The sequence below is a fragment of the Zunongwangia pacifica genome (genome assembly GCF_023499215.1).
Classification (GTDB): domain Bacteria; phylum Bacteroidota; class Bacteroidia; order Flavobacteriales; family Flavobacteriaceae; genus Zunongwangia; species Zunongwangia pacifica.
This window is the reverse complement of sequence record NZ_JAKHSK010000002.1, coordinates 235,493-253,661: the sequence shown is the minus strand read 5'-3', so window position 1 is coordinate 253,661 and position 18,169 is coordinate 235,493. Positions and strand designations below refer to the sequence as shown.

Below are 18,169 nucleotides of genomic sequence, written 5' to 3'. Positions count from 1 at the left end.
ATAAATTAGCGTTTTAAAATCCAACTTTCTGGATTATACTTTTTGGTATTTTGGAATATTAAAAAGTGAAGCGTGGTTTTCCCCGAGCTTTTACTGGTGGCGACAACTCCCAAATCCTGGCCTGTACTTACATAATCGCCTTTGCGTACATACACCTCTTCAAGATTATCGTAAATGGTAATATAATCACCATGTCTTAACATTACTGCTTTGTTGGCTCCTTTTAAAATCTGTACCTCACTAACGGTACCTTCAAAAACAGCCCTGGCTTTTCCTCCTTTATCGGTATCGATATTTACACCACTATTGTTAATGGTAATATTGCTTACCACCGGGTGGGGTTGTTTCCCAAATCTCATACTTATCGTACCTGTAGCTACCGGCCACGGTAGTTTTCCTTTGTTACTGGCAAAGTCTTTTGCCAAGGCTTTTGCTTCAGGGGTAAGTTCGAATACATCACGTTTGCTAGAACCCGATTTTTTATTCGCTTCAGCAATCGATGCTTTAATCATGGCATCAATTTTACGCTCTATTTCGTCGATTTCCTGTTGCGCCTTTTTAATTTGTGAAGCAAACTGGCCTTCTTTTGCCGTAATGGTTTTCATTAATTCCTGTTGCGACTTTTTATTTTCTTCAAGTCGTGCCCTGGTGGCCCTATTTTCAGCAATTAGCTTATTCTTTTCTGCTTTTTGATACGCAAGGCGTTTGTTTAAACGCTGTAGATCTATCGTACGCTTCTTTATTTGCTCTCCCTGCGATTTGCGGTAGTCTGTATATTGTTTTAGATATTGAAGCCGTTTATAGGCCTGTAAAAAGCTTTCAGACGAAAGTAAGAACATAATACGGCTTTGCTGCGATTTGCTACGGTATGACTTTTTAATCATCTCGGCATAATCGGCTTTTAATTCTTCAAGTTCTTTTCTGAATTTCGCGATTTTAGCTTCATTTTCGTTCATCTCCTTAGTAAGAAGACTCGCTTGTTGGTTAGTGACTTTTATTAAACTCTCTGTACTCTTTATTTGTTGGTTTAAGTCCTGAACTTCATTTAAAATCGACTTTTCCTTCTTTTTATTGCTACTTCTTAATTCTGAAATTCGACGAATTTCATTCCGAAGTTCAATTCGTTTTTTCTCTAAAGCTTCTCTGGTAGTTTGAGAAAATGAATTGGTCACCACCAAAAAAGTAGCGATATAAAAAAGATATTTAAAAAAGCCTAATTTCATTCTACAGAAATTTCATCGTACCCAGAAGGGATACTAAATGGAAAACTTACCTCACCGTCAAATTCCATTGAGCGATACTGCAAGGTAATATTGGTACTTTCACCACCTTCATTGGCAATAATGGTAATTGTTTCAGGAAAAAGCCTGCCAGCAACGCGCTGATAATCGCCGTAAGTTATCGTAACACTTCTGCTTTTTGAATCCTGAGCCAACTGTTGCGCCTTCGCTTTATAGGTTTCAGCATCTAACATAAACATCTTTTTTACATCAGATGATTTCTTCGGAAGTAATTGAAAACCTCTTGGAGATTCACTTAAAGTATAAGCATCTTCCCTAAGATCGTAAATGGCCTGGCCCAATAATAAATTCTGAAGTTTCTCGAAATCTAAAGGGGTTCCCAACCACTTGCTCACTAAACTAAAATCACCATCAAAATAGGTTTTCCCTACTTTTTCGTAATAGCTTACTTTTTGCGGAGTGATATAGGCTTTGGCCATTGGAAAACCAAGAATACTGGCACTCATCCAAATGGCTTTGTCTTTTTCCATCCTAAAACTTAGATTTACCGATTGTGTTCTATCGGCATCCTGATAGGTGGCTCTTAATTTTCCAGATAGGGTATTAAACTGTATCGCTTTATCGTAATGGTTTTTTATAACACCTGCTGCTTTTAGATTGCTTTTTTCGAAATCGGTGGCTGCTTTTTTGGTTCCGCAGGCCGCAATACTAAGCGTTAATAGAACGACAACGATTATTCTTTTGATCATTTACTTGCTTCTTTTAAGATTTTAATGGCTTTTGCATTATACTCATTCGCGCGCTCTTTATCTTCCATCCCGGCGTATGACACCGAGATCTGCTGATAAAAATCGGCTTCCATTCGTGGGTTCTCAATTAAAAAATCCAATCCAAAAGTAAGAATTTCGACCGCTTCAGAATAATTTTTAAGTTTATTTAAGGCTACTCCGTTTAAAAGATAAAAAATAGGCTGCGCGGGAAAAATATCCCTAGCTTCTGAAGCTAACTTACTCGCGCTTTCAAAATGTTCCAAATCGATCCTAAGGATAAGCGTGTTTTTAATCATTTCGAAATTTGCCGGATCTTCTTTTAATCCCATTTCAAAATAACGAAGGGCATCTGCTTTATTATCTGTTCTTAGGTAATATTCTCCTAATTTTCGATATAAAGAAGGTTCATTTTCGAGATTAGAAAGCATCTGGCTTACTTCCATAAGCTCACTTTCCCATTCTGGATTTTGATTGACGAACAATAAAAAATCATTTAAAACCTTATATTTTGATGCAGCATCAATCTCTTCGCTCTTAAAAACCAGCTGCATGGACTGCATGGCTTCTTCAGGCTGATCTTTATTGAGATAAAACTTATACAGTGCTAAATGCGCCAGACTAGAACCGGGACTCACTTTTAAAAGCTCCTGAGCCGTTTGAAAGGCTTCTTCTTCCATCCCCTGGTCGCTAAATACATAAATAAGATTCAGGTAATTTTGCTCTTCTTTGGGGTACTCTTCAATTGCTTTTTCTAAACTTGCAATCTGGGCATCTGTATTATTGGTACGCGCATAAATCTGGCGGCGTAAGCGGGTACGATATTCGTTTTTTCCGAATTGATTATCTAAACTATCGATAAGGGACAACGCATTATCGTAACGATCACTTAGGATATATAGATCGGCAAGATCTTCGCGATATTTAGCATCTATTTTAATTAATTCCTGAAGTATTTTTATTGCGTTTTCATAATCTACCGAAGCAATTTCGTTCTCATAATAATCCCTAAGAATATGTTCATCTTTGGGTTTTAAATCAATGGCTTTTTGAAAATAGGGTTGTGCCTGCTCAAATTCTTCTAAAGAATAGTAGTTTTTAGCGATTTCGTAATAAATCACCGCTTTACTATCGTCTATAGCAAGGCACTTTTGCAAAGCTTCATTCGATTTCCCGTAATTTTCAATACCGCGTTGCTTTAAGGCTTCAAAAAAATACTCCTGGAAATCGTCGTTTACTTCCCCAAGATCGCTATTTACAGTCGCACTATTTTCATCTTCGGGTTGCTGAATTAAAGCATAGGCATTTCCTGGCACCAAATAAAGCTGCCCAAAAAAGGCCAATATCACGATCTGTTTCAGCAAAGTTTTTGAGATTTGGGTTTCAATAACTATTCCAATACTGAATAATCACCAATACTGATTTCGGTAAATTCACCATCGAATTTAGCAAAATTACCAATCATTGCGTTATTCAATTTTGCGTTTTTTACTTCAGCAAAAGTTTGAATAAGACTATTTTTTATCGTAGCATTCTCGATTTTTGTTCCGTTGCCAATAGAAACGTTAGGGCCAATCTTCGCATTGATCAGTTCTACATTTTCACCGATAAAGCACGGTTCAATAATTTCAGCATCTTTAATTTTCACATGATCAGAGATGAGCTTTTCGCCATTCTGGTGTAAAAATTTAAGCATACGACCATTGGTTTCTACGGTTACATTTTTGTTTCCGCAGTCCATCCACTCTTCTACTTTTCCCGGCACAAATTTTAGTCCGTTTGCCTGCATGGCTTTAATCCCATCATTAATTTGATATTCGCCACCATGAACAATATTATTGTCCAAAACCTTTTGAAGCTCTTCTTTTAAAACGGAAACTTCTTTAAAATAGTAAATCCCGATCACTGCCAGATCTGAAACAAATTCGACTGGTTTTTCAACAAGCTCGGTAATTTGTTTACGATCGTTAAGTTTTACTACTCCAAATGCTGAAGGATTGTCTACCTGCTTTACCCAAATTACGCTATCGGCATCTTTATTCAATGTAAAATCGGCTTTAAATAACGTATCGGCATAAGCGATTACCGCAGGCCCTTCTAAGGAGTCTTTGGCGCACATAATGGCGTGGCCGGTTCCCAAAGGTTTATCCTGATAATAAATGCTTGCTTTTGCGCCTAAACTTTCGGCGATATCCTTAAGGTCGGTTTCTACTTTCTCACCAAAATCTTCCCCTATCACAAAAGCAACTTCATCGATATTTTCGTCTAACACTTTCGCAATCCCCTGTACCAATCGATGTACGATAGGTTTACCGGCGATAGGAATTAATGGTTTTGGTGTAGTAAGTGTATGCGGCCTAAGGCGTGAACCTCTTCCCGCCATGGGTACAATAATCTTCATTTGTTTGTTTGATTTAGAATAATTTTCCGGAAAAATTGAAATTACTTTGTTCCCGTACTGCCAAACCCGCCAGCTCCGCGTACGCTATCTGTAAGTACTTCAACTTCTTCCCATTTAATATGCTCGTGTTTGGCGATTACTAACTGTGCAATACGCTCGCCATTTTCGATGGTAAAATCTTCGTTTGATAAATTCACCAAAATTACCCCTATTTCTCCGCGATAATCAGCATCGATCGTTCCCGGTGCATTTAAAACGGTAATTCCTTTTTTGGCAGCCAAACCACTTCTTGGTCGCACCTGTGCTTCGTAACCTACCGGCAGTTCTATAAACAGCCCTGTTTTTACGATAGCTCTTTCCAAAGGTTTTAGTAAAATAGGCTGGGCCAACTCGGCTCTAAGATCCATCCCTGCGGAAGCCTCTGTGGCATACTCTGGTAATTCGTGTGAACTTTTATTAATGATTTTAATCGTCATGATCGCTTTACTATTTTCTTGATGTCTTCTTGTTCTTTAAAATACGTAATTCCCACAAATATGAGAACAAATAAGGCAGCAACTATATAATTTTGCCTAAAGTATATAAAACTAACGGCCGATAATCCCACCGAAAGCAGTAAATAAAATCCTATTTTCTTAACGTTATAAGGCACCAGGTAGTATTTTCTTCCGTAGAAATAAGAGATAAGCATCATACTGCCATAAGCAGCCAACGTTGCCCATGCCGCAACCATAAAGCCAAATTTACCAATTAGGGTAATATTTAAAATAACAGTAACTAGAGCTCCAAAAAGTGAAATATACATCCCCATTCTGGTTTTGTCGGTAAGCTTATACCAAACTGCAAGATTATGATAAATCCCTAAAAATAAATTAGCCAGAAGAATGATGGGTACGATGGCCATCGCTTTCCAATATTCCTGATTAGGGATCATATACTGCTTAAATATGTCTATGAAACAAACCAAAATCAACAGGATTATTCCGCCACAGATCACAAAGTATTCTAAAATCTTAGCATAAGTTGTTTTGGCATTTTTCTCTTTGGCATGATTAAAAAAGAAAGGTTCGGCTCCCATTCTAAACGCCTGAATAAAAATCATCATAAAAACCGCCAGTTTATAACAACCGGAATAGGCTCCCATAATCTCTTCGGAAAGGATATCTTTAAGCAACAGCTTATCCAGATTTTCGTTAATGATGAATGATATTCCCGCCAGCATAATGGGCCAGCCGTACTTCCACATTTGCTTAAAGAGCGAAAAACTAAACTGAATTTTAGTCTTAAAGAAATACGGAAGCAAAATTAGAAACGTAATTCCGCTAGCGATAAGATTGGCCAGAAATATATAGCCTAAAATATCTTTTTGGGTAAAATGATCTAAGACATATTGTGGTGCAAAATCCGGAAACTTTGGTACAAGCCACAAAAAATAGCTATTAATCGCAAAGACGATAAAGATATTTAGCAGTTTGACCGATGCAAATCGAATAGGCCTGTTGGTCGCTCTTAAATATGCAAAAGGGATGACTACCAGCGTATCCAAAATTAAAACCGAGAAAAGGATATTAAAAAAGAAAGGATCTAGATCGACCAGTCTTATAAACGAATCCTGAAAAAGCATTACTAAACCAAAAAACAGCAGCGTTGTTGTGGTTAAAGCAATGAAGGATGTTGAATACACTTTTTTTTTATCCTCTGCCCTACTAAAAAACCGGAAGAACGAAGTCTCCATCCCATAGGTAAGCAAAACATTAAAAAAAGCTGCCCAAATATAGAATGTTGTATTAACCGAATAATCTTTAGTATCCAGGACATCGGTATGTAAAGGCACTAAAATAAAATTTAGCAACCTTGGTACTACAGTGGCAATACCATAGATAATTGTATCCTGAAAAAATCGTTTTAAAGTACTCAACAGGCTTTGGATTTCCTGCAAATATCCTAATAATTAGGAGAAAAACACCTATTTGCGTTCTTCGATATCACTAATTACATAATATTTGGTTTCGCCATTTTCCTGATATTCTAACAAGGCCTGATCTTTTTTTATACTCACCGGACTTTTCTCTGGTTTCTGAGGCATTTTATTGCCGTATTCCTCACGAGGGTCTGAACTCATTACATAATCAGATTGACGAATTCCGAAGCTTGCCGTGTAGCGATTTTGCCCATCTTCGTTATAAACAATTGGGGATTTTAACCCCTTAAAGTAAATATTTTTTAACTCGATACGATTTTTTTGAATCGCTGTAACCGGAAGATAAAAAGTCATCTGGCCACCACTGTTTATAAAATAGGCCTGCTGAAATTGCGCAGGAGCTTCTTCCTGAAGGTTTTTATTAGATCCACAATTGGTGAAAATTGAAAAGAAAAATAGGCTAAAAATAAAATAAGTATGTTTCATGACTTTACTGGTTTGATTGTTTGTTAACTGAAATCAAAACAAGTGCCAAAGAAAAATTACCCTCAAAAATGGCTAATATTGGCAATCATTAATATAGAATTTTCCCCATAAAAAAGCCCGGTAAAAAACCGGGCGTTAAAATATATAAATTGAGATATTTAGTTATTAAGTGCTTCAGCACCACCAACAATTTCAAGAATTTCGTTGGTAATAGAAGCCTGTCTTGCTTTGTTATAAGATAACTTAAGGGAATCTCTAAGCTCTGTTGCGTTTTCGGTTGCTTTGTGCATCGCTGTCATACGGGCACCGTGCTCTGAAGCAAACGAATCTCTTAAAGCTTTATACAATTGCATTTTTAGCGACTTCGGGATCAAATCTTTTACAATTTCGAGTTTCGAAGGCTCAAAAATATAATCAAGTTGTTTTTCTTCTTCAGTTTCAAACTTAGGAATTGGTAAGAACTGTTCGGTTAAAACAGCCTGAGTAGCAGCATTCTTAAAGTGGTTATACACCAATACGATCTTGTCGTAATTTCCTTCTAAGAATTGTTCCATTAAATCTTCAGCAATAACAGAGACATTTTCGAAAGAAAGATCATCAAAAATATGCGTATTTGCTTTATATACGTTAAAGCTTTTCTTTAAAATATCATTGGCTTTTTTACCAATACTGTACAAATGAATATCCTTATCGGCATACTCATTAGCTATCACATTTTTTACTCCCTTAATGATGTTAGCATTAAAGGCGCCCGCTAACCCCCTGTTAGAAGAAATCGCAACTACAAGCACTTTTTTAACTTCACGTTGCTCTGCATATTTACTGCTAGCATCATCATCTAAGGTACCACTAAGATCTTGTAATAGCTGAGATAACTTTTGAGAATAAGGACGCATAGACTCAATAGCATCCTGCGCCTTACTCAACTTTGCCGCAGATACCATTTTCATGGCACTGGTAATCTGCATTGTTGAAGAAACCGAGGTAATTCTGCTACGTAATTCTTTTAAGTTTGCCATATTTTTAAAATTGGACTAGCCTAAATACTAAATAAAATAAAGAGTGCAACGCTAATATGCACTCTTTATTTATAACCTTTTAACCTTTATATTTCTCAGATAGCTCTTTTGCTACAGATGCTAAAGTATCTGTAACATGATCGGTAAGTTTACCGGCTTTAAGCGTATCCATTACGTCTCTATGCTTTGTATTTAAGAATTCGATATAATCTCTTTCAAACTCTCTTACTTTTTCTACAGGTACTTCTCTAAGTAAGTTTTTAGAACCTGCAAAGATAATTGCGATTTGATCTTCTACTGGATAAGGATCATTTTGTCCCTGCTTAAGAATCTCTACGTTACGCTTACCTTTTTCGATAACACTCATGGTAGCCGCATCAAGGTCTGAACCGAACTTAGCAAAAGCTTCAAGTTCACGGAACTGTGCCTGGTCTAACTTAAGCGTACCGGCTACTTTCTTCATCGATTTAATCTGAGCAGACCCCCCTACACGAGATACCGAAATACCAACGTTAATTGCAGGACGCACACCCGAGTTAAATAAATCTGAAGTTAAGAAAATCTGCCCGTCTGTAATCGAAATTACGTTGGTTGGGATATATGCAGATACGTCACCCGCCTGAGTTTCGATAATTGGAAGTGCTGTTAAAGAACCACCACCTTTTACTTTATCTTTAAGTGAATCTGGAAGGTCGTTCATTGTCTTCGCAATATCATCATCGTTGATCACTTTTGCTGCACGCTCTAATAATCTTGAGTGAAGGAAGAAAACGTCTCCAGGATATGCCTCACGCCCTGGCGGACGACGTAATAAAAGAGACACCTCACGATAAGCAACTGCCTGCTTAGAAAGATCATCATAAACGATTAATGCAGGACGACCTGTATCTCTAAAATATTCACCAATCGCAGCACCGGCAAATGGAGCATAAACCTGCATAGGTGCAGGATCAGATGCATTTGCAGCAACAATAGTGGTGTAAGCTAAGGCTCCTTTATCTTCTAAAACTTTAGCAATACCTGCAACTGTAGATGCTTTTTGGCCTACAGCAACATATATACAATATACCGGTTTACCGGCATCATAAAATTCTTTCTGGTTAAGAATGGTATCAATACAAACGGTTGTTTTTCCTGTTTGACGGTCGCCAATTACAAGCTCACGCTGCCCTCTTCCTACCGGTACCATCGCATCGATAGACTTAATACCAGTTTGCATAGGTTCTGTTACAGGCTCACGGAAAACAACACCAGGTGCTTTACGCTCTAAAGGCATTTCAAAAGTTTCTCCTTCAATATTCCCTTTACCATCAATTGGTTCACCTAAAGTGTTTACCACTCTTCCAACAATACCTTCGCCAACTTTGATAGAAGCAATTCGTTGTGTTCTTTTTACTGTAGAACCTTCTTTAACTTCTTTTGAAGGTCCTAAAAGTACTACCCCAACGTTATCTTCTTCAAGGTTAAGTACCATTCCTTCTAGACCACTGTCAAATTGAACTAATTCTCCGTACTGCGCATTAGAAAGCCCATAAACGTTCGCAATACCGTCACCAACTGTAAGTACGGTACCAACCTCGTCTAAAGAAGCCTTAGCCTCGAATCCGGAAAGTTGTTGCTTTAATATTGCTGATACTTCAGCAGGATTTACTTCTGCCATAATTATTTAAGATAAAATGCCTCGTTAACTACGGGCGGTTTTTATTAAATTTTAGAAACGTGTGCGTTGCCTGTTTTAAATTCTGTCTTTAATCTGTTTAAGTTGTTAGCCACACTAGCATCATATTGAAGGTCACCAACTCTTAATACAAAACCACCAAGAATACTTTCGTCAATTTTATTCTTGATTGTTGCTTCCCTACCGGTAAGCTCTTTTATTTTGGCCTGAATTTTAACTTCAAGCTCTTTTGTTAAAGGAACTACAGTGGTTACTAAAGCATTTTGCACCAATATAGCGTCATCGAATAACAATAGATATTGTTTTGCAACAATATCTAATATATCGATACGATTATTTTCTACTAGCAAATTAAAAACGCCTGTTGTTAATCCATTTACATCTTTAAAAATCGCCTTTAAAATTTGATTTTTAAGATTAGGCTTTATTATAGGACTTGCTAAGGTACGTCTTAAATCTTCGCTATTCTCGATCGTTTTAGAGATGCTAAGCATGTCTTCTTTAACATCCTTAGCTACTTTTTTATCGTTTGCTAATTCAAGAATTGCTTTTGCGTAACGTTGTGCTGCTCTGGTTCCCTTCATCACAAACTATTAATTTAAAGTAACATCACCAAGCATCTCATCGATCATCTGGTGTTGCTTTTCTTTACTTGATAATTCTTTACGAACTACTTTTTCTGCAATTTCTATAGATAAATTCGCAACCTGAGATTTGATTTCTGCCATAGCAGCTTTCTTCTCCATCTCTATGCTTTCTTTTGCCTGAGCTACAATTTTATCGGCTTTGGTTTGTGCTTCTTCAGTGGCATTGGCCAACACTTTTTCTTTTAGCTCACGAGCTTCTTTAAGAATGGCATCTCTTTCAGCACGAGCTTCTTTAAGTAACTGCTCGTTATCTGCCTTAAGATTTTGCATTTCTTTTCTAGCCTCTTCAGCTGAAGATAATGCACTGTTAATCGAATCCTCTCTATCTTTAACAGCTCCAAGAATAGGTCTCCATGCAAATTTTGCTAAAATCAAAATAAGTACAAGAAACACTATTGTTTGCCAAAAAAGTAAACCAATTTCAGGAGTAATTAAATCCATAATATTTTTAAATTATAACTTTCAATTTTTAATGGGTTTAAAATCGGTTTGTAACCAACCGTTACAAACCGATCTTTAATTTTCCTAGACTATGCTGGTACTGTAAGTACCCCTAGTAATGCAGCAACAACTCCAAAAAGGGCAACACCTTCTACAAGAGCGGCAGCAATAATCATAGCTGTTTGGATTTTTCCGGAAGCTTCTGGCTGACGGGCGATAGCGTCCATAGCAGAACCACCAATTTTACCAACACCAATTGCTGCTCCGATAACCGCAAGACCAGCACCTAAAGCTGCAAGTCCAATGTGTAAATACTCCATAGTAAAAAATTAAAATTAAAATTAATGATGCTCATGTTCTTCTACTGCCATCCCTATAAATAAGGCCGACAGCATGGTAAAAATAAATGCCTGTAAAAATGCTACAAGCAATTCTAAGACCGAAATGAATAAAGCGAAAGGAACAGAAATACCCGCTACTCCCACATTTTCAAGTATAAAAATCAGTCCTATTAAACTCAATATAATAATATGCCCTGCCGTAATATTCGCAAATAAACGAATCATTAAGGCTACAGGTTTTACTATCAATCCAACCACTTCTACGATGGTTAAAATTGGTTTTACAAAAGTTGGGATTCCCGGCATCCATAAGGTATGCTTCCAGAAATCTTTATTCCCATTAATCACGATCAATACCAAGGTGAATAACCCAAGCGATACTGTAACGGCAATATTACCGGTAACATTGGCAGCACCAGGCAATAAACCAACTAAATTCGTAATCCAGATGAAGAAAAATACCGTTAATAAAAATGGCATAAACTTCATGTATTTTTTCTCCCCTATCTGAGGTTTTGCAATTTCGTCCCGTACAAATAAAACAAATGTTTCAAGAATATTGTTAAAGCCCTTAGGAGCTTGTTTATGCCTTTTGTGGAAAGAAGCCAGACGAACAAAGATGATCAACATAATGATAACGGTTATAAACATAGCCGCTACGTTTTTAGTGATCGATAAATCGACTGGACGCTCTGCATTTAAAGGATGATGTTCCTTATCAAACTCAACCTCATTAGCCCCTTCTTCTAATTGATAAATTTTTTCATGAAGATTAACGAAACTCATTCCGTTTTTTTCTACTACATGATGCCCTTCGGTATCATGATGAAATTCGCTGGACATAAAAGTAACAAGACCATGATCGGTATATAAAATCACCGGAAGTGGTATTGTAAAAGAATTCTCTCCTTCTCCGTAAAAATGCCATCCATGCGCATCACCAATATGGTGAAGGATCATCTCTGTAGCATTAAATTCTTTTTCGGCTTCTACTAAAGAGTCCTCTTTTGATGCAAAAGAAAAAACCGGAAGTAAGGCTAGTGCAAATGTCACTATAATCTTTAACGATTTCTGTGCTATCATAATACCTGGTCTACTTAAAAATTATGGGCTCTAAATTTCGGTGCAAAGGTATACTTTTATTTTTTATGTGAAAGTCCACATTTTAATTTTTTATTTAGATTTCAGTTAATCAGAAAAATTATTGATATTCAATCATTTATTCTGGTTAATTAATTTTACGGCAAAAATGGTTTCAAAAATTAAGAAAATAAAATAGGGCACAAAAAAAGCGATCACCTGAGCAAAATTTGAAACCTCATCATCAAGTAATGCCGGCAACAAAAACATAACCGCTGCAAACATTTTTAACAAGCCTAATCCCATAAAAGTAAAACCTGTTTTATCTGAAAAATTAAGGTTTATATACAACAATATGATATAAATAAACAATGTTACTAAAATATGAAACATGTAATTAGCAACCGTACTGTAGTATAAGGTGACCTCTACGAAATTTGAAATTACTATAGATTGAATTACAAATAAAATTAAAGAAAAAGGCAAAAATACCTTAAGGAAGTTTAATAATGGTTTTCCCATCTACTCGTCGTCTTTACTGATGTTTTTAACACTTCTTATCACCTGAAATAAAGCAATAAAAACCCCTAAAAGTGAAACTGAAATTGTGTAGGCCGAAAATTTATTTGGAAATTTTTTGTCTAACCAAATACCCAAAAAGACAGCCCCGGCAATGATAATTGCCATCTGAAAACCTACATTTACAAATACCAGATATTTATTACGCTGATTGTTTTTCATTCTTAACCGACTTCATTGCACTGCGCATTTGGCAAGAGGCATTAAAACTTGCACCAGGCTCCACAGCAAGTTTTAATGCTACAACTTCTCCATCCACAATCGCCGATGATTTTAAACTCAATATCCCACTTACTTTTAGCTTTCCATTAAATTTACCCTCGATATCAGCGTTTTCACATTCTAATGTCCCTTCTATATTTCCATTTTTGCTAATCACCACTTTACCACTGGTCATTAAAGTTCCTTTTAAAAAACCTTCAATTCTAAAAGCTCCTTTGGCTATTATATCTCCGGTAATCTTTGTTCCTGCAGCAATCCTATTTTGTTCATTAAAAATTTCCTTGCCAGAGGTACCTTTCTTTTTTTCTGAAAACATCGTATTAAGAGTGAGAGTTAATAATCTGTTTTATATGTATCAAGATTCTTTTTTAAGAGAATTACACGATAATTATCTGTTGATATTGCAAGAAAGTCATTTTCAACATTATAATCATCATTTTCACGCAATAATTCACCAAAACCTAAAGCTTTTGTACGATCTTCTAAACCATGTATGACTACAAAAATACGATCATCGGTATAAGTATCTAAAGAGGTTGAAAGATTGGCATAATCTAAATCTACTAAAGCAGTATCTATTTTTTGCTGAAGTGCCTGCGCCTCTTCTAATTTAGAATTTTCAAATTCGTAAATGAGTTTATAATTGGTGGCCAAACTATCTTCCTGAAGTTGCAGCCTGCTTAATCTGGGTAGCGTGGCACTAATCATTTCTTTAGCTTTTTGTCCTTCTGGCGATTGGGGATAGGTTAAAGAAACATAACTAAGGGCTTTTCGATATTCTGCCAAACCTCTTAAACGGCCTATAGCCATAGCCTTTAATAGTTCAAATTTAGGGGCGATCTCCTCTCCTGAATATCGAGTTATAAACTTATCACTTTCAGAAATCACCTTAGAAAATTGTTGATTTTCGAATAGTTTTAATGTGTTTTCGTAACTCCTCTTAGGGATGCTTTCCCCATCAACTAAACTTTGTGGGTTCTGAATAAAAAGAGCATATTGAGAGTCGGGATAATTAGAAACGATATCGTTTTTCATCTGGCCCTGTTTCTCCTGCATGTTTAATCTTCCGTAAGCTTTGTAAAGATTATATTTTGAAGGTAAAATTAATCGGTCTTCAGGATTACTGGCCAATACCTCTTCTAAACGGTCTACAGCTAACTGATATTCGCCGAATTTCTCGTTGTAAATTAAGCCTAACTGATAATACGCATAATTACGATCATTATAAAGGCTATCGATAACCTTGTTGTCTGTTGGCAGCTTATCTACATAAGTTAAAGGATCGAACTTTGGATCACTGGAAAAATCAAATTCTCCGGCATTTTCTTCAACAGGCTGATTGACTCCTGTATTTCCGGTAGCCACCCAGCGCCAGTTATCAGCAAGTTTACGATTTCCCCAAACTCTTAAAAATTCACGTTCTCCCCTATTTATGCGGTTTTCACTATAAAAATAAAAGTTACTCGCATTTTCTTCAACGGGCACTCCTATATTGGGAACGCCAGGACCGGCGGTATTTAAAGCTAAAGCTGCCTGTGTTTCTCCTGCTTTAATTTGCTTTTGGTAATCTTCTTTTAACTTATCGGTATAAGTGGTGTAAAATGCGATTTGTTCTTCACGGGGTAATTCTGTTAAATCTAAAATACTATCATTTTTATCGGCTATGGCCTGATAAAAAATCACATTATCTAAATTTTTACGCTTCTTTTCAATCGTACGATATTCCCTTAAATTAGAGGGCATTTCTAAAAGCGTACTATCAAAATATTTTGCTGCTCTTGGATAATCTGATCGATCAAAATTAATATTGGCCATAATCTCATAATTTATAGACCGAAGGTAAGGATCACTATTGGCCCTGCTTCTTAGCGATTTATTGTAATACACAATAGCGGTATCTATAGAATCACGCTGATGGTAATATTCGCCAATTTGAAAGTAAATTTTATCTAAAAAAGGACGGTTTTCACGATCTTCTTCAAGATCAGTAAGCATTTGTTTTAACTGCTGATCGTCGTTTTCTTCGCTATTAAAATTTCTAGCCTTCTGGATATAGGCGTTAATCATATAAATACGCGGCGACTTTCGGTTTAAATCAATAACCTCATCAAAAGCGAGGTTAGCATTTTCAGGCTGATTAAGCAGATTATACAGCTGCCCTAAAATAAAAAAGTAGCGGCCTTTCTCCTCATCTTTCTTAGTAAAATTAGCCGCAGTGGTTAAAGGTGCCAATGCACTATCGGGATACTTTAAATTAATATACGCCTGGGCCATGGCAGCTTTTGCATCGGCATATTCCTGATCTTCAAATTGCGAATTATCGATAATCCTTTTTAGATTCTTAATCGCAATCCGGTAATTTTCTAACCTAATATTGGTTTTCTCTCGCCAAACCTGTGCTGTTCTAATACTATTACTGGCAGGGTACTTTTGTAAAATATAGTTGAACGCCTCTAAAGCCGGAATAAAGCGTTGATCAAAATATCTTGCTTTTCCCAGTAGCATATAGGCTTCGTCGATTTGCGGATTTTCTTCTTCCCCGGCAATTAACATCGAATGTCGCTGTATTGCTTTTACCGCTTTTTCTTCGGCAACGCCAAAGTTTTGATTCCGTACGCTATCGGGAAGTAAAATTTCTTCATCGATTTGCATGCGCTCTATAGGCAATACATCCCAATAATTATCCCTGTAATTTTGGTTTAATTCTTCCCGGCCAGTTTCCAGGGCAAGATTTCCGTTATAAAGTGTATTATATTCAGCTGTAACCGAATGCCAGCTTCGACTAATAAAAGTATCCTTCTTTCTGGAACATGAAATTATTGCTCCCAGAAGGACGAAAATGAAAAAAGCTTGTGTAAATCTCCTCAAAATCAACCCTTTCTTATTACCATCATAACTCAGTTACGCAGCATTTAGTATGTAAAAATAAGTTTCTTTTTACAAATACAAAGGTTTGCGCATTAAATAAGAAAAATCAGGCCGTGATTACTCGGGATTATCAACTTTAGGTTCCTCGGTTTGCTCCTCTTCAGATAGTTTCACTTCTTCTGGAATTTGTTCCCCAGAAAAATAAGTTTCCAGTTCTTTTAATGTGGCTTCAGAAGTTTTAATATCCTTAACGATAATGCCTTTATTTAAAACTACGATACGCTCACAAACTTCGGTCACATGAATAAGATCATGACTGGAAACCAAAACAGTAGTTCCTGAAATTTCAGAAAGATCTTTAATAATTTTCTTCAGCCTAATTTGTGTCGTAGGGTCCAGATTGGCAAATGGCTCATCTAAAATCACCACTTTTGGCTCGCCAATTAACGCCGCAACGATTCCCACTTTTTTCTGATTTCCTTTTGATAAATCCCGAAGATATTTTTTTCGGCCAATAATTTCCCCGTTAAAAAATTCTTCAAATTGCATCAAAAAACTATCAATATCGGCTCGGTTTTGATTACGCAGTTCTCCCACAAAATAAAAATATTCTTCCGCAGTAAGATAACCTATCAAAAAACTCTCGTCGATAAACGAAGCGGTAAAGGTTTTCCAGTCTTCACTTTCGTTAACAGTAATATCCTGATTAAAAATATTTCCTGACGTAGGTCTTATTAAATCTAATAACAAACTAAAAAATGTAGTTTTTCCGGCTCCATTATTTCCCACGAGTCCGAAATTTTGACCTTGTGGGATTTCTAAATGGTCGATATCTAAAACTTTGGTGCCATTGTATACTTTAGATAGATTGGTTGCTGTGATCATAATATGTTCTTTATTTGGGGGACTTTATATTTTAATTAAAATTGAGTGTTAAGCGCTATTATTTTGGTTAATTAAGATAGCATATCGTATTAATCACCGGTTTGTTTATACCCATGAATCATAGCATATTTATTCTTTTTATACTGAATGGTAATTCTATCCATCAGGTAGTTTCTAAGAAAGATGCCTATAAGTCCTAAAACACCTATCGCTAAAAGACCAATATTAAAACTGAAGACTTTATAACATAAGTAAAAAACACCCAGTGGAACCGCCAATAGTGGTATGGCCACTAACCATTGTGCTGCGCCGGTTCCCTGATAATTCATAAACGGACTTTTTTCTAAATCAATACGCTTTTTATTAAACGATCCCGTAAACATCAATAAGGGTACATTTACCCCAAGATTATACAGGGCACAAGTAAAAATAATGAGTAGAATATTCCAGCCAAAATATGCATAAGGTGTGCTTAAAATAGTAAGTATTACAATACTAAAACTTATTAATGCTGCTTTAGAAGCCAGATACTTTCGCATTGGTATATTTTGCGACATGATCATTTGGTAATAGGCAGCATCCCAGCTTGGCACAAATTGCCCAAAATTGATCATAAATATTCCGGTGATAAAAATACCAGCAAAAACAAACATTACCGGCATGCCTTCGTAAACAGAATTGGTAAAAAACAGTAAGCCATATAATAAAAAGAAAAAAGAAAGAAATACCGTTGATTTTGGACGTTTGTTGCGCCAAATTAACTTCATGTCTAATTGAAGAAATGTCGCTACATCACCAAATCTTTTTAACCACTCAAACTCCTGTGATTTAACCTCTTTTTGTTTCGTTTTTAGGCCGGCGTCCAAGTAAAATTTATTTTTCAGTGTATTTCGTACCCATACAAAGAATAATACTGAAAGAATGACTGGCAAAATAGCCAAATAAGGCATTTCTAACACATAATTTAAGAAAACACCAAACTTCTCGCTTACCGGGAAAACATCAAAATATTCTAATCCTGCCAGCGCTAAAATGAAAATGATCGCCGGTAAGAACGATTTTAGATCTTCAGCAAACTTCTTTTTTATCAGGAAATTAAAATAATTGACAGAAAAACTAAAAAACAATACGCTAACTGCCCAGGCAATCATTGAAACTGCACTATGATTAGATCTCACAGTGACCACAATAGCAAAAGGCACGTAAATTAAAATGGGTAAAATGTTATAGAACGAGAATAGTGATTTTAGCAACACAAAATTGATAACCTTATGCTTTTTAATATTCTGAAGTAACAAAGGTTTTATTTGCACTACAGGAAGGCTTTGCATAAAAAATCGAAATATCAATTCGAAAGCCAGCCAGGCTAAAATAAATTCGTTCAATTTCAAGAGTGGGTCTTTATCAGGATATACATCTTTTAATATGGGGTACAGTCCTATTCCCATAAAAAGAAACATGACAGCAAAATATGCTCCTATAAAAATCATGAAAATCTTAAGACCCAGACTCTTGCCAAAACTTGCGCTACGTGTAAAAGACTTCCACTCTAAACTGAGTAATTTACCTACCATACAAAAATGCTTTACTTAC

The 18,169-nt window shown here is 36.2% G+C and carries 19 protein-coding genes; all 19 read right to left on the bottom strand.

The window, feature by feature from the left end:
- Window positions 1-5 precede the first annotated feature (5 nt).
- Complete coding sequence (locus tag L1967_RS02430; protein WP_249600121.1) at window positions 6-1,223, bottom strand: murein hydrolase activator EnvC family protein; 1,218 nt, start codon at window positions 1,221-1,223, stop codon at window positions 6-8.
- Window positions 1,220-1,990, bottom strand: a complete 771-nt coding sequence (gene lolB1, locus L1967_RS02425; RefSeq protein ID WP_249600120.1) for a lipoprotein insertase outer membrane protein LolB1 — start codon at window positions 1,988-1,990, stop codon at window positions 1,220-1,222. The genes L1967_RS02430 and lolB1 overlap by 4 nt, the downstream gene beginning before the upstream one ends.
- Entirely contained in the window at window positions 1,987-3,372 is a 1,386-nt protein-coding gene (locus L1967_RS02420; RefSeq protein ID WP_249600119.1) for a tetratricopeptide repeat protein, read from the bottom strand. The genes lolB1 and L1967_RS02420 overlap by 4 nt, the downstream gene beginning before the upstream one ends.
- Window positions 3,373-3,398: 26 nt before the next feature.
- Complete coding sequence (locus tag L1967_RS02415; protein WP_249600118.1) at window positions 3,399-4,409, bottom strand: sugar phosphate nucleotidyltransferase; 1,011 nt, start codon at window positions 4,407-4,409, stop codon at window positions 3,399-3,401.
- 41 nt (window positions 4,410-4,450) lie between these two features.
- Window positions 4,451-4,885, bottom strand: a complete 435-nt coding sequence (dut, locus tag L1967_RS02410; RefSeq protein ID WP_249600117.1) for a dUTP diphosphatase — start codon at window positions 4,883-4,885, stop codon at window positions 4,451-4,453.
- Complete coding sequence (locus L1967_RS02405) at window positions 4,882-6,327, bottom strand: oligosaccharide flippase family protein (protein WP_249600116.1); 1,446 nt, start codon at window positions 6,325-6,327, stop codon at window positions 4,882-4,884. The genes dut and L1967_RS02405 overlap by 4 nt, the downstream gene beginning before the upstream one ends.
- Before the next feature lie 48 nt (window positions 6,328-6,375).
- A complete protein-coding gene (locus L1967_RS02400; protein WP_249600115.1) occupies window positions 6,376-6,816 on the bottom strand; it encodes a hypothetical protein in 441 nt (146 codons plus the stop codon).
- A gap of 158 nt (window positions 6,817-6,974) precedes the next feature.
- Complete coding sequence (gene atpG / locus L1967_RS02395) at window positions 6,975-7,835, bottom strand: ATP synthase F1 subunit gamma (RefSeq protein ID WP_249600114.1); 861 nt, start codon at window positions 7,833-7,835, stop codon at window positions 6,975-6,977.
- 79 nt (window positions 7,836-7,914) lie between these two features.
- Window positions 7,915-9,495 (bottom strand): F0F1 ATP synthase subunit alpha, encoded by a 1,581-nt coding sequence (atpA, locus tag L1967_RS02390; protein WP_249600113.1) that lies wholly within the window; start codon window positions 9,493-9,495, stop codon window positions 7,915-7,917.
- 44 nt (window positions 9,496-9,539) lie between these two features.
- Window positions 9,540-10,097, bottom strand: coding sequence for an ATP synthase F1 subunit delta (gene atpH / locus L1967_RS02385; RefSeq protein ID WP_249600112.1), 558 nt, complete (start codon window positions 10,095-10,097; stop codon window positions 9,540-9,542).
- 9 nt (window positions 10,098-10,106) lie between these two features.
- On the bottom strand, window positions 10,107-10,601 hold the full coding sequence (locus tag L1967_RS02380) for a F0F1 ATP synthase subunit B (protein WP_249600111.1): 495 nt from the start codon (window positions 10,599-10,601) through the stop codon (window positions 10,107-10,109).
- Window positions 10,602-10,690: 89 nt separating this feature from the next.
- Window positions 10,691-10,921 carry an ATP synthase F0 subunit C gene (gene atpE / locus L1967_RS02375; RefSeq protein ID WP_013069578.1) on the bottom strand — a complete coding sequence of 77 codons (231 nt, stop codon included), beginning with the start codon at window positions 10,919-10,921 and terminating at the stop codon, window positions 10,691-10,693.
- A gap of 21 nt (window positions 10,922-10,942) precedes the next feature.
- A complete protein-coding gene (gene atpB, locus L1967_RS02370; RefSeq protein ID WP_249600110.1) occupies window positions 10,943-12,025 on the bottom strand; it encodes a F0F1 ATP synthase subunit A in 1,083 nt (360 codons plus the stop codon).
- A gap of 132 nt (window positions 12,026-12,157) precedes the next feature.
- The gene (locus L1967_RS02365; RefSeq protein WP_249600109.1) at window positions 12,158-12,544 is read right to left on the bottom strand and encodes a DUF6168 family protein; all 387 of its coding nucleotides are present in this window, start codon (window positions 12,542-12,544) and stop codon (window positions 12,158-12,160) included.
- Complete coding sequence (locus tag L1967_RS02360; RefSeq protein ID WP_013069575.1) at window positions 12,545-12,763, bottom strand: AtpZ/AtpI family protein; 219 nt, start codon at window positions 12,761-12,763, stop codon at window positions 12,545-12,547. It lies immediately after the preceding gene.
- Window positions 12,744-13,139 carry a bactofilin family protein gene (locus L1967_RS02355; RefSeq protein ID WP_249600108.1) on the bottom strand — a complete coding sequence of 132 codons (396 nt, stop codon included), beginning with the start codon at window positions 13,137-13,139 and terminating at the stop codon, window positions 12,744-12,746. Before L1967_RS02355 ends, L1967_RS02360 begins: the two co-directional genes overlap by 20 nt.
- A 17-nt stretch (window positions 13,140-13,156) precedes the next feature.
- Complete coding sequence (gene porW, locus L1967_RS02350) at window positions 13,157-15,691, bottom strand: type IX secretion system periplasmic lipoprotein PorW/SprE (protein WP_249600107.1); 2,535 nt, start codon at window positions 15,689-15,691, stop codon at window positions 13,157-13,159.
- 117 nt (window positions 15,692-15,808) lie between these two features.
- Window positions 15,809-16,576, bottom strand: a complete 768-nt coding sequence (locus tag L1967_RS02345; protein WP_249600106.1) for an ABC transporter ATP-binding protein — start codon at window positions 16,574-16,576, stop codon at window positions 15,809-15,811.
- 89 nt (window positions 16,577-16,665) lie between these two features.
- Window positions 16,666-18,150, bottom strand: coding sequence for a DUF5687 family protein (locus L1967_RS02340; protein ID WP_249600105.1), 1,485 nt, complete (start codon window positions 18,148-18,150; stop codon window positions 16,666-16,668).
- Window positions 18,151-18,169 lie beyond the last annotated feature (19 nt).

Bases quoted from the DNA above. Each gene is read 5' to 3' on its own strand.
- atpG (WP_249600114.1), bottom strand. From the start codon at position 7,835: ATGGCAAACTTAAAAGAATTACGTAGCAGAATTACCTCGGTTTCTTCA.
- dut (WP_249600117.1), bottom strand. From the start codon at position 4,885: ATGACGATTAAAATCATTAATAAAAGTTCACACGAATTACCAGAGTAT.
- L1967_RS02400 (WP_249600115.1), bottom strand. From the start codon at position 6,816: ATGAAACATACTTATTTTATTTTTAGCCTATTTTTCTTTTCAATTTTC.
- lolB1 (WP_249600120.1), bottom strand. From the start codon at position 1,990: ATGATCAAAAGAATAATCGTTGTCGTTCTATTAACGCTTAGTATTGCG.
- L1967_RS02355 (WP_249600108.1), bottom strand. From the start codon at position 13,139: ATGTTTTCAGAAAAAAAGAAAGGTACCTCTGGCAAGGAAATTTTTAAT.
- atpE (WP_013069578.1), bottom strand. From the start codon at position 10,921: ATGGAGTATTTACACATTGGACTTGCAGCTTTAGGTGCTGGTCTTGCG.
- atpB (WP_249600110.1), bottom strand. From the start codon at position 12,025: ATGATAGCACAGAAATCGTTAAAGATTATAGTGACATTTGCACTAGCC.
- atpA (WP_249600113.1), bottom strand. From the start codon at position 9,495: ATGGCAGAAGTAAATCCTGCTGAAGTATCAGCAATATTAAAGCAACAA.
- L1967_RS02340 (WP_249600105.1), bottom strand. From the start codon at position 18,150: ATGGTAGGTAAATTACTCAGTTTAGAGTGGAAGTCTTTTACACGTAGC.
- L1967_RS02365 (WP_249600109.1), bottom strand. From the start codon at position 12,544: ATGGGAAAACCATTATTAAACTTCCTTAAGGTATTTTTGCCTTTTTCT.
- L1967_RS02415 (WP_249600118.1), bottom strand. From the start codon at position 4,409: ATGAAGATTATTGTACCCATGGCGGGAAGAGGTTCACGCCTTAGGCCG.
- L1967_RS02430 (WP_249600121.1), bottom strand. From the start codon at position 1,223: ATGAAATTAGGCTTTTTTAAATATCTTTTTTATATCGCTACTTTTTTG.
- atpH (WP_249600112.1), bottom strand. From the start codon at position 10,097: ATGAAGGGAACCAGAGCAGCACAACGTTACGCAAAAGCAATTCTTGAA.
- L1967_RS02345 (WP_249600106.1), bottom strand. From the start codon at position 16,576: ATGATCACAGCAACCAATCTATCTAAAGTATACAATGGCACCAAAGTT.
- L1967_RS02360 (WP_013069575.1), bottom strand. From the start codon at position 12,763: ATGAAAAACAATCAGCGTAATAAATATCTGGTATTTGTAAATGTAGGT.
- L1967_RS02380 (WP_249600111.1), bottom strand. From the start codon at position 10,601: ATGGATTTAATTACTCCTGAAATTGGTTTACTTTTTTGGCAAACAATA.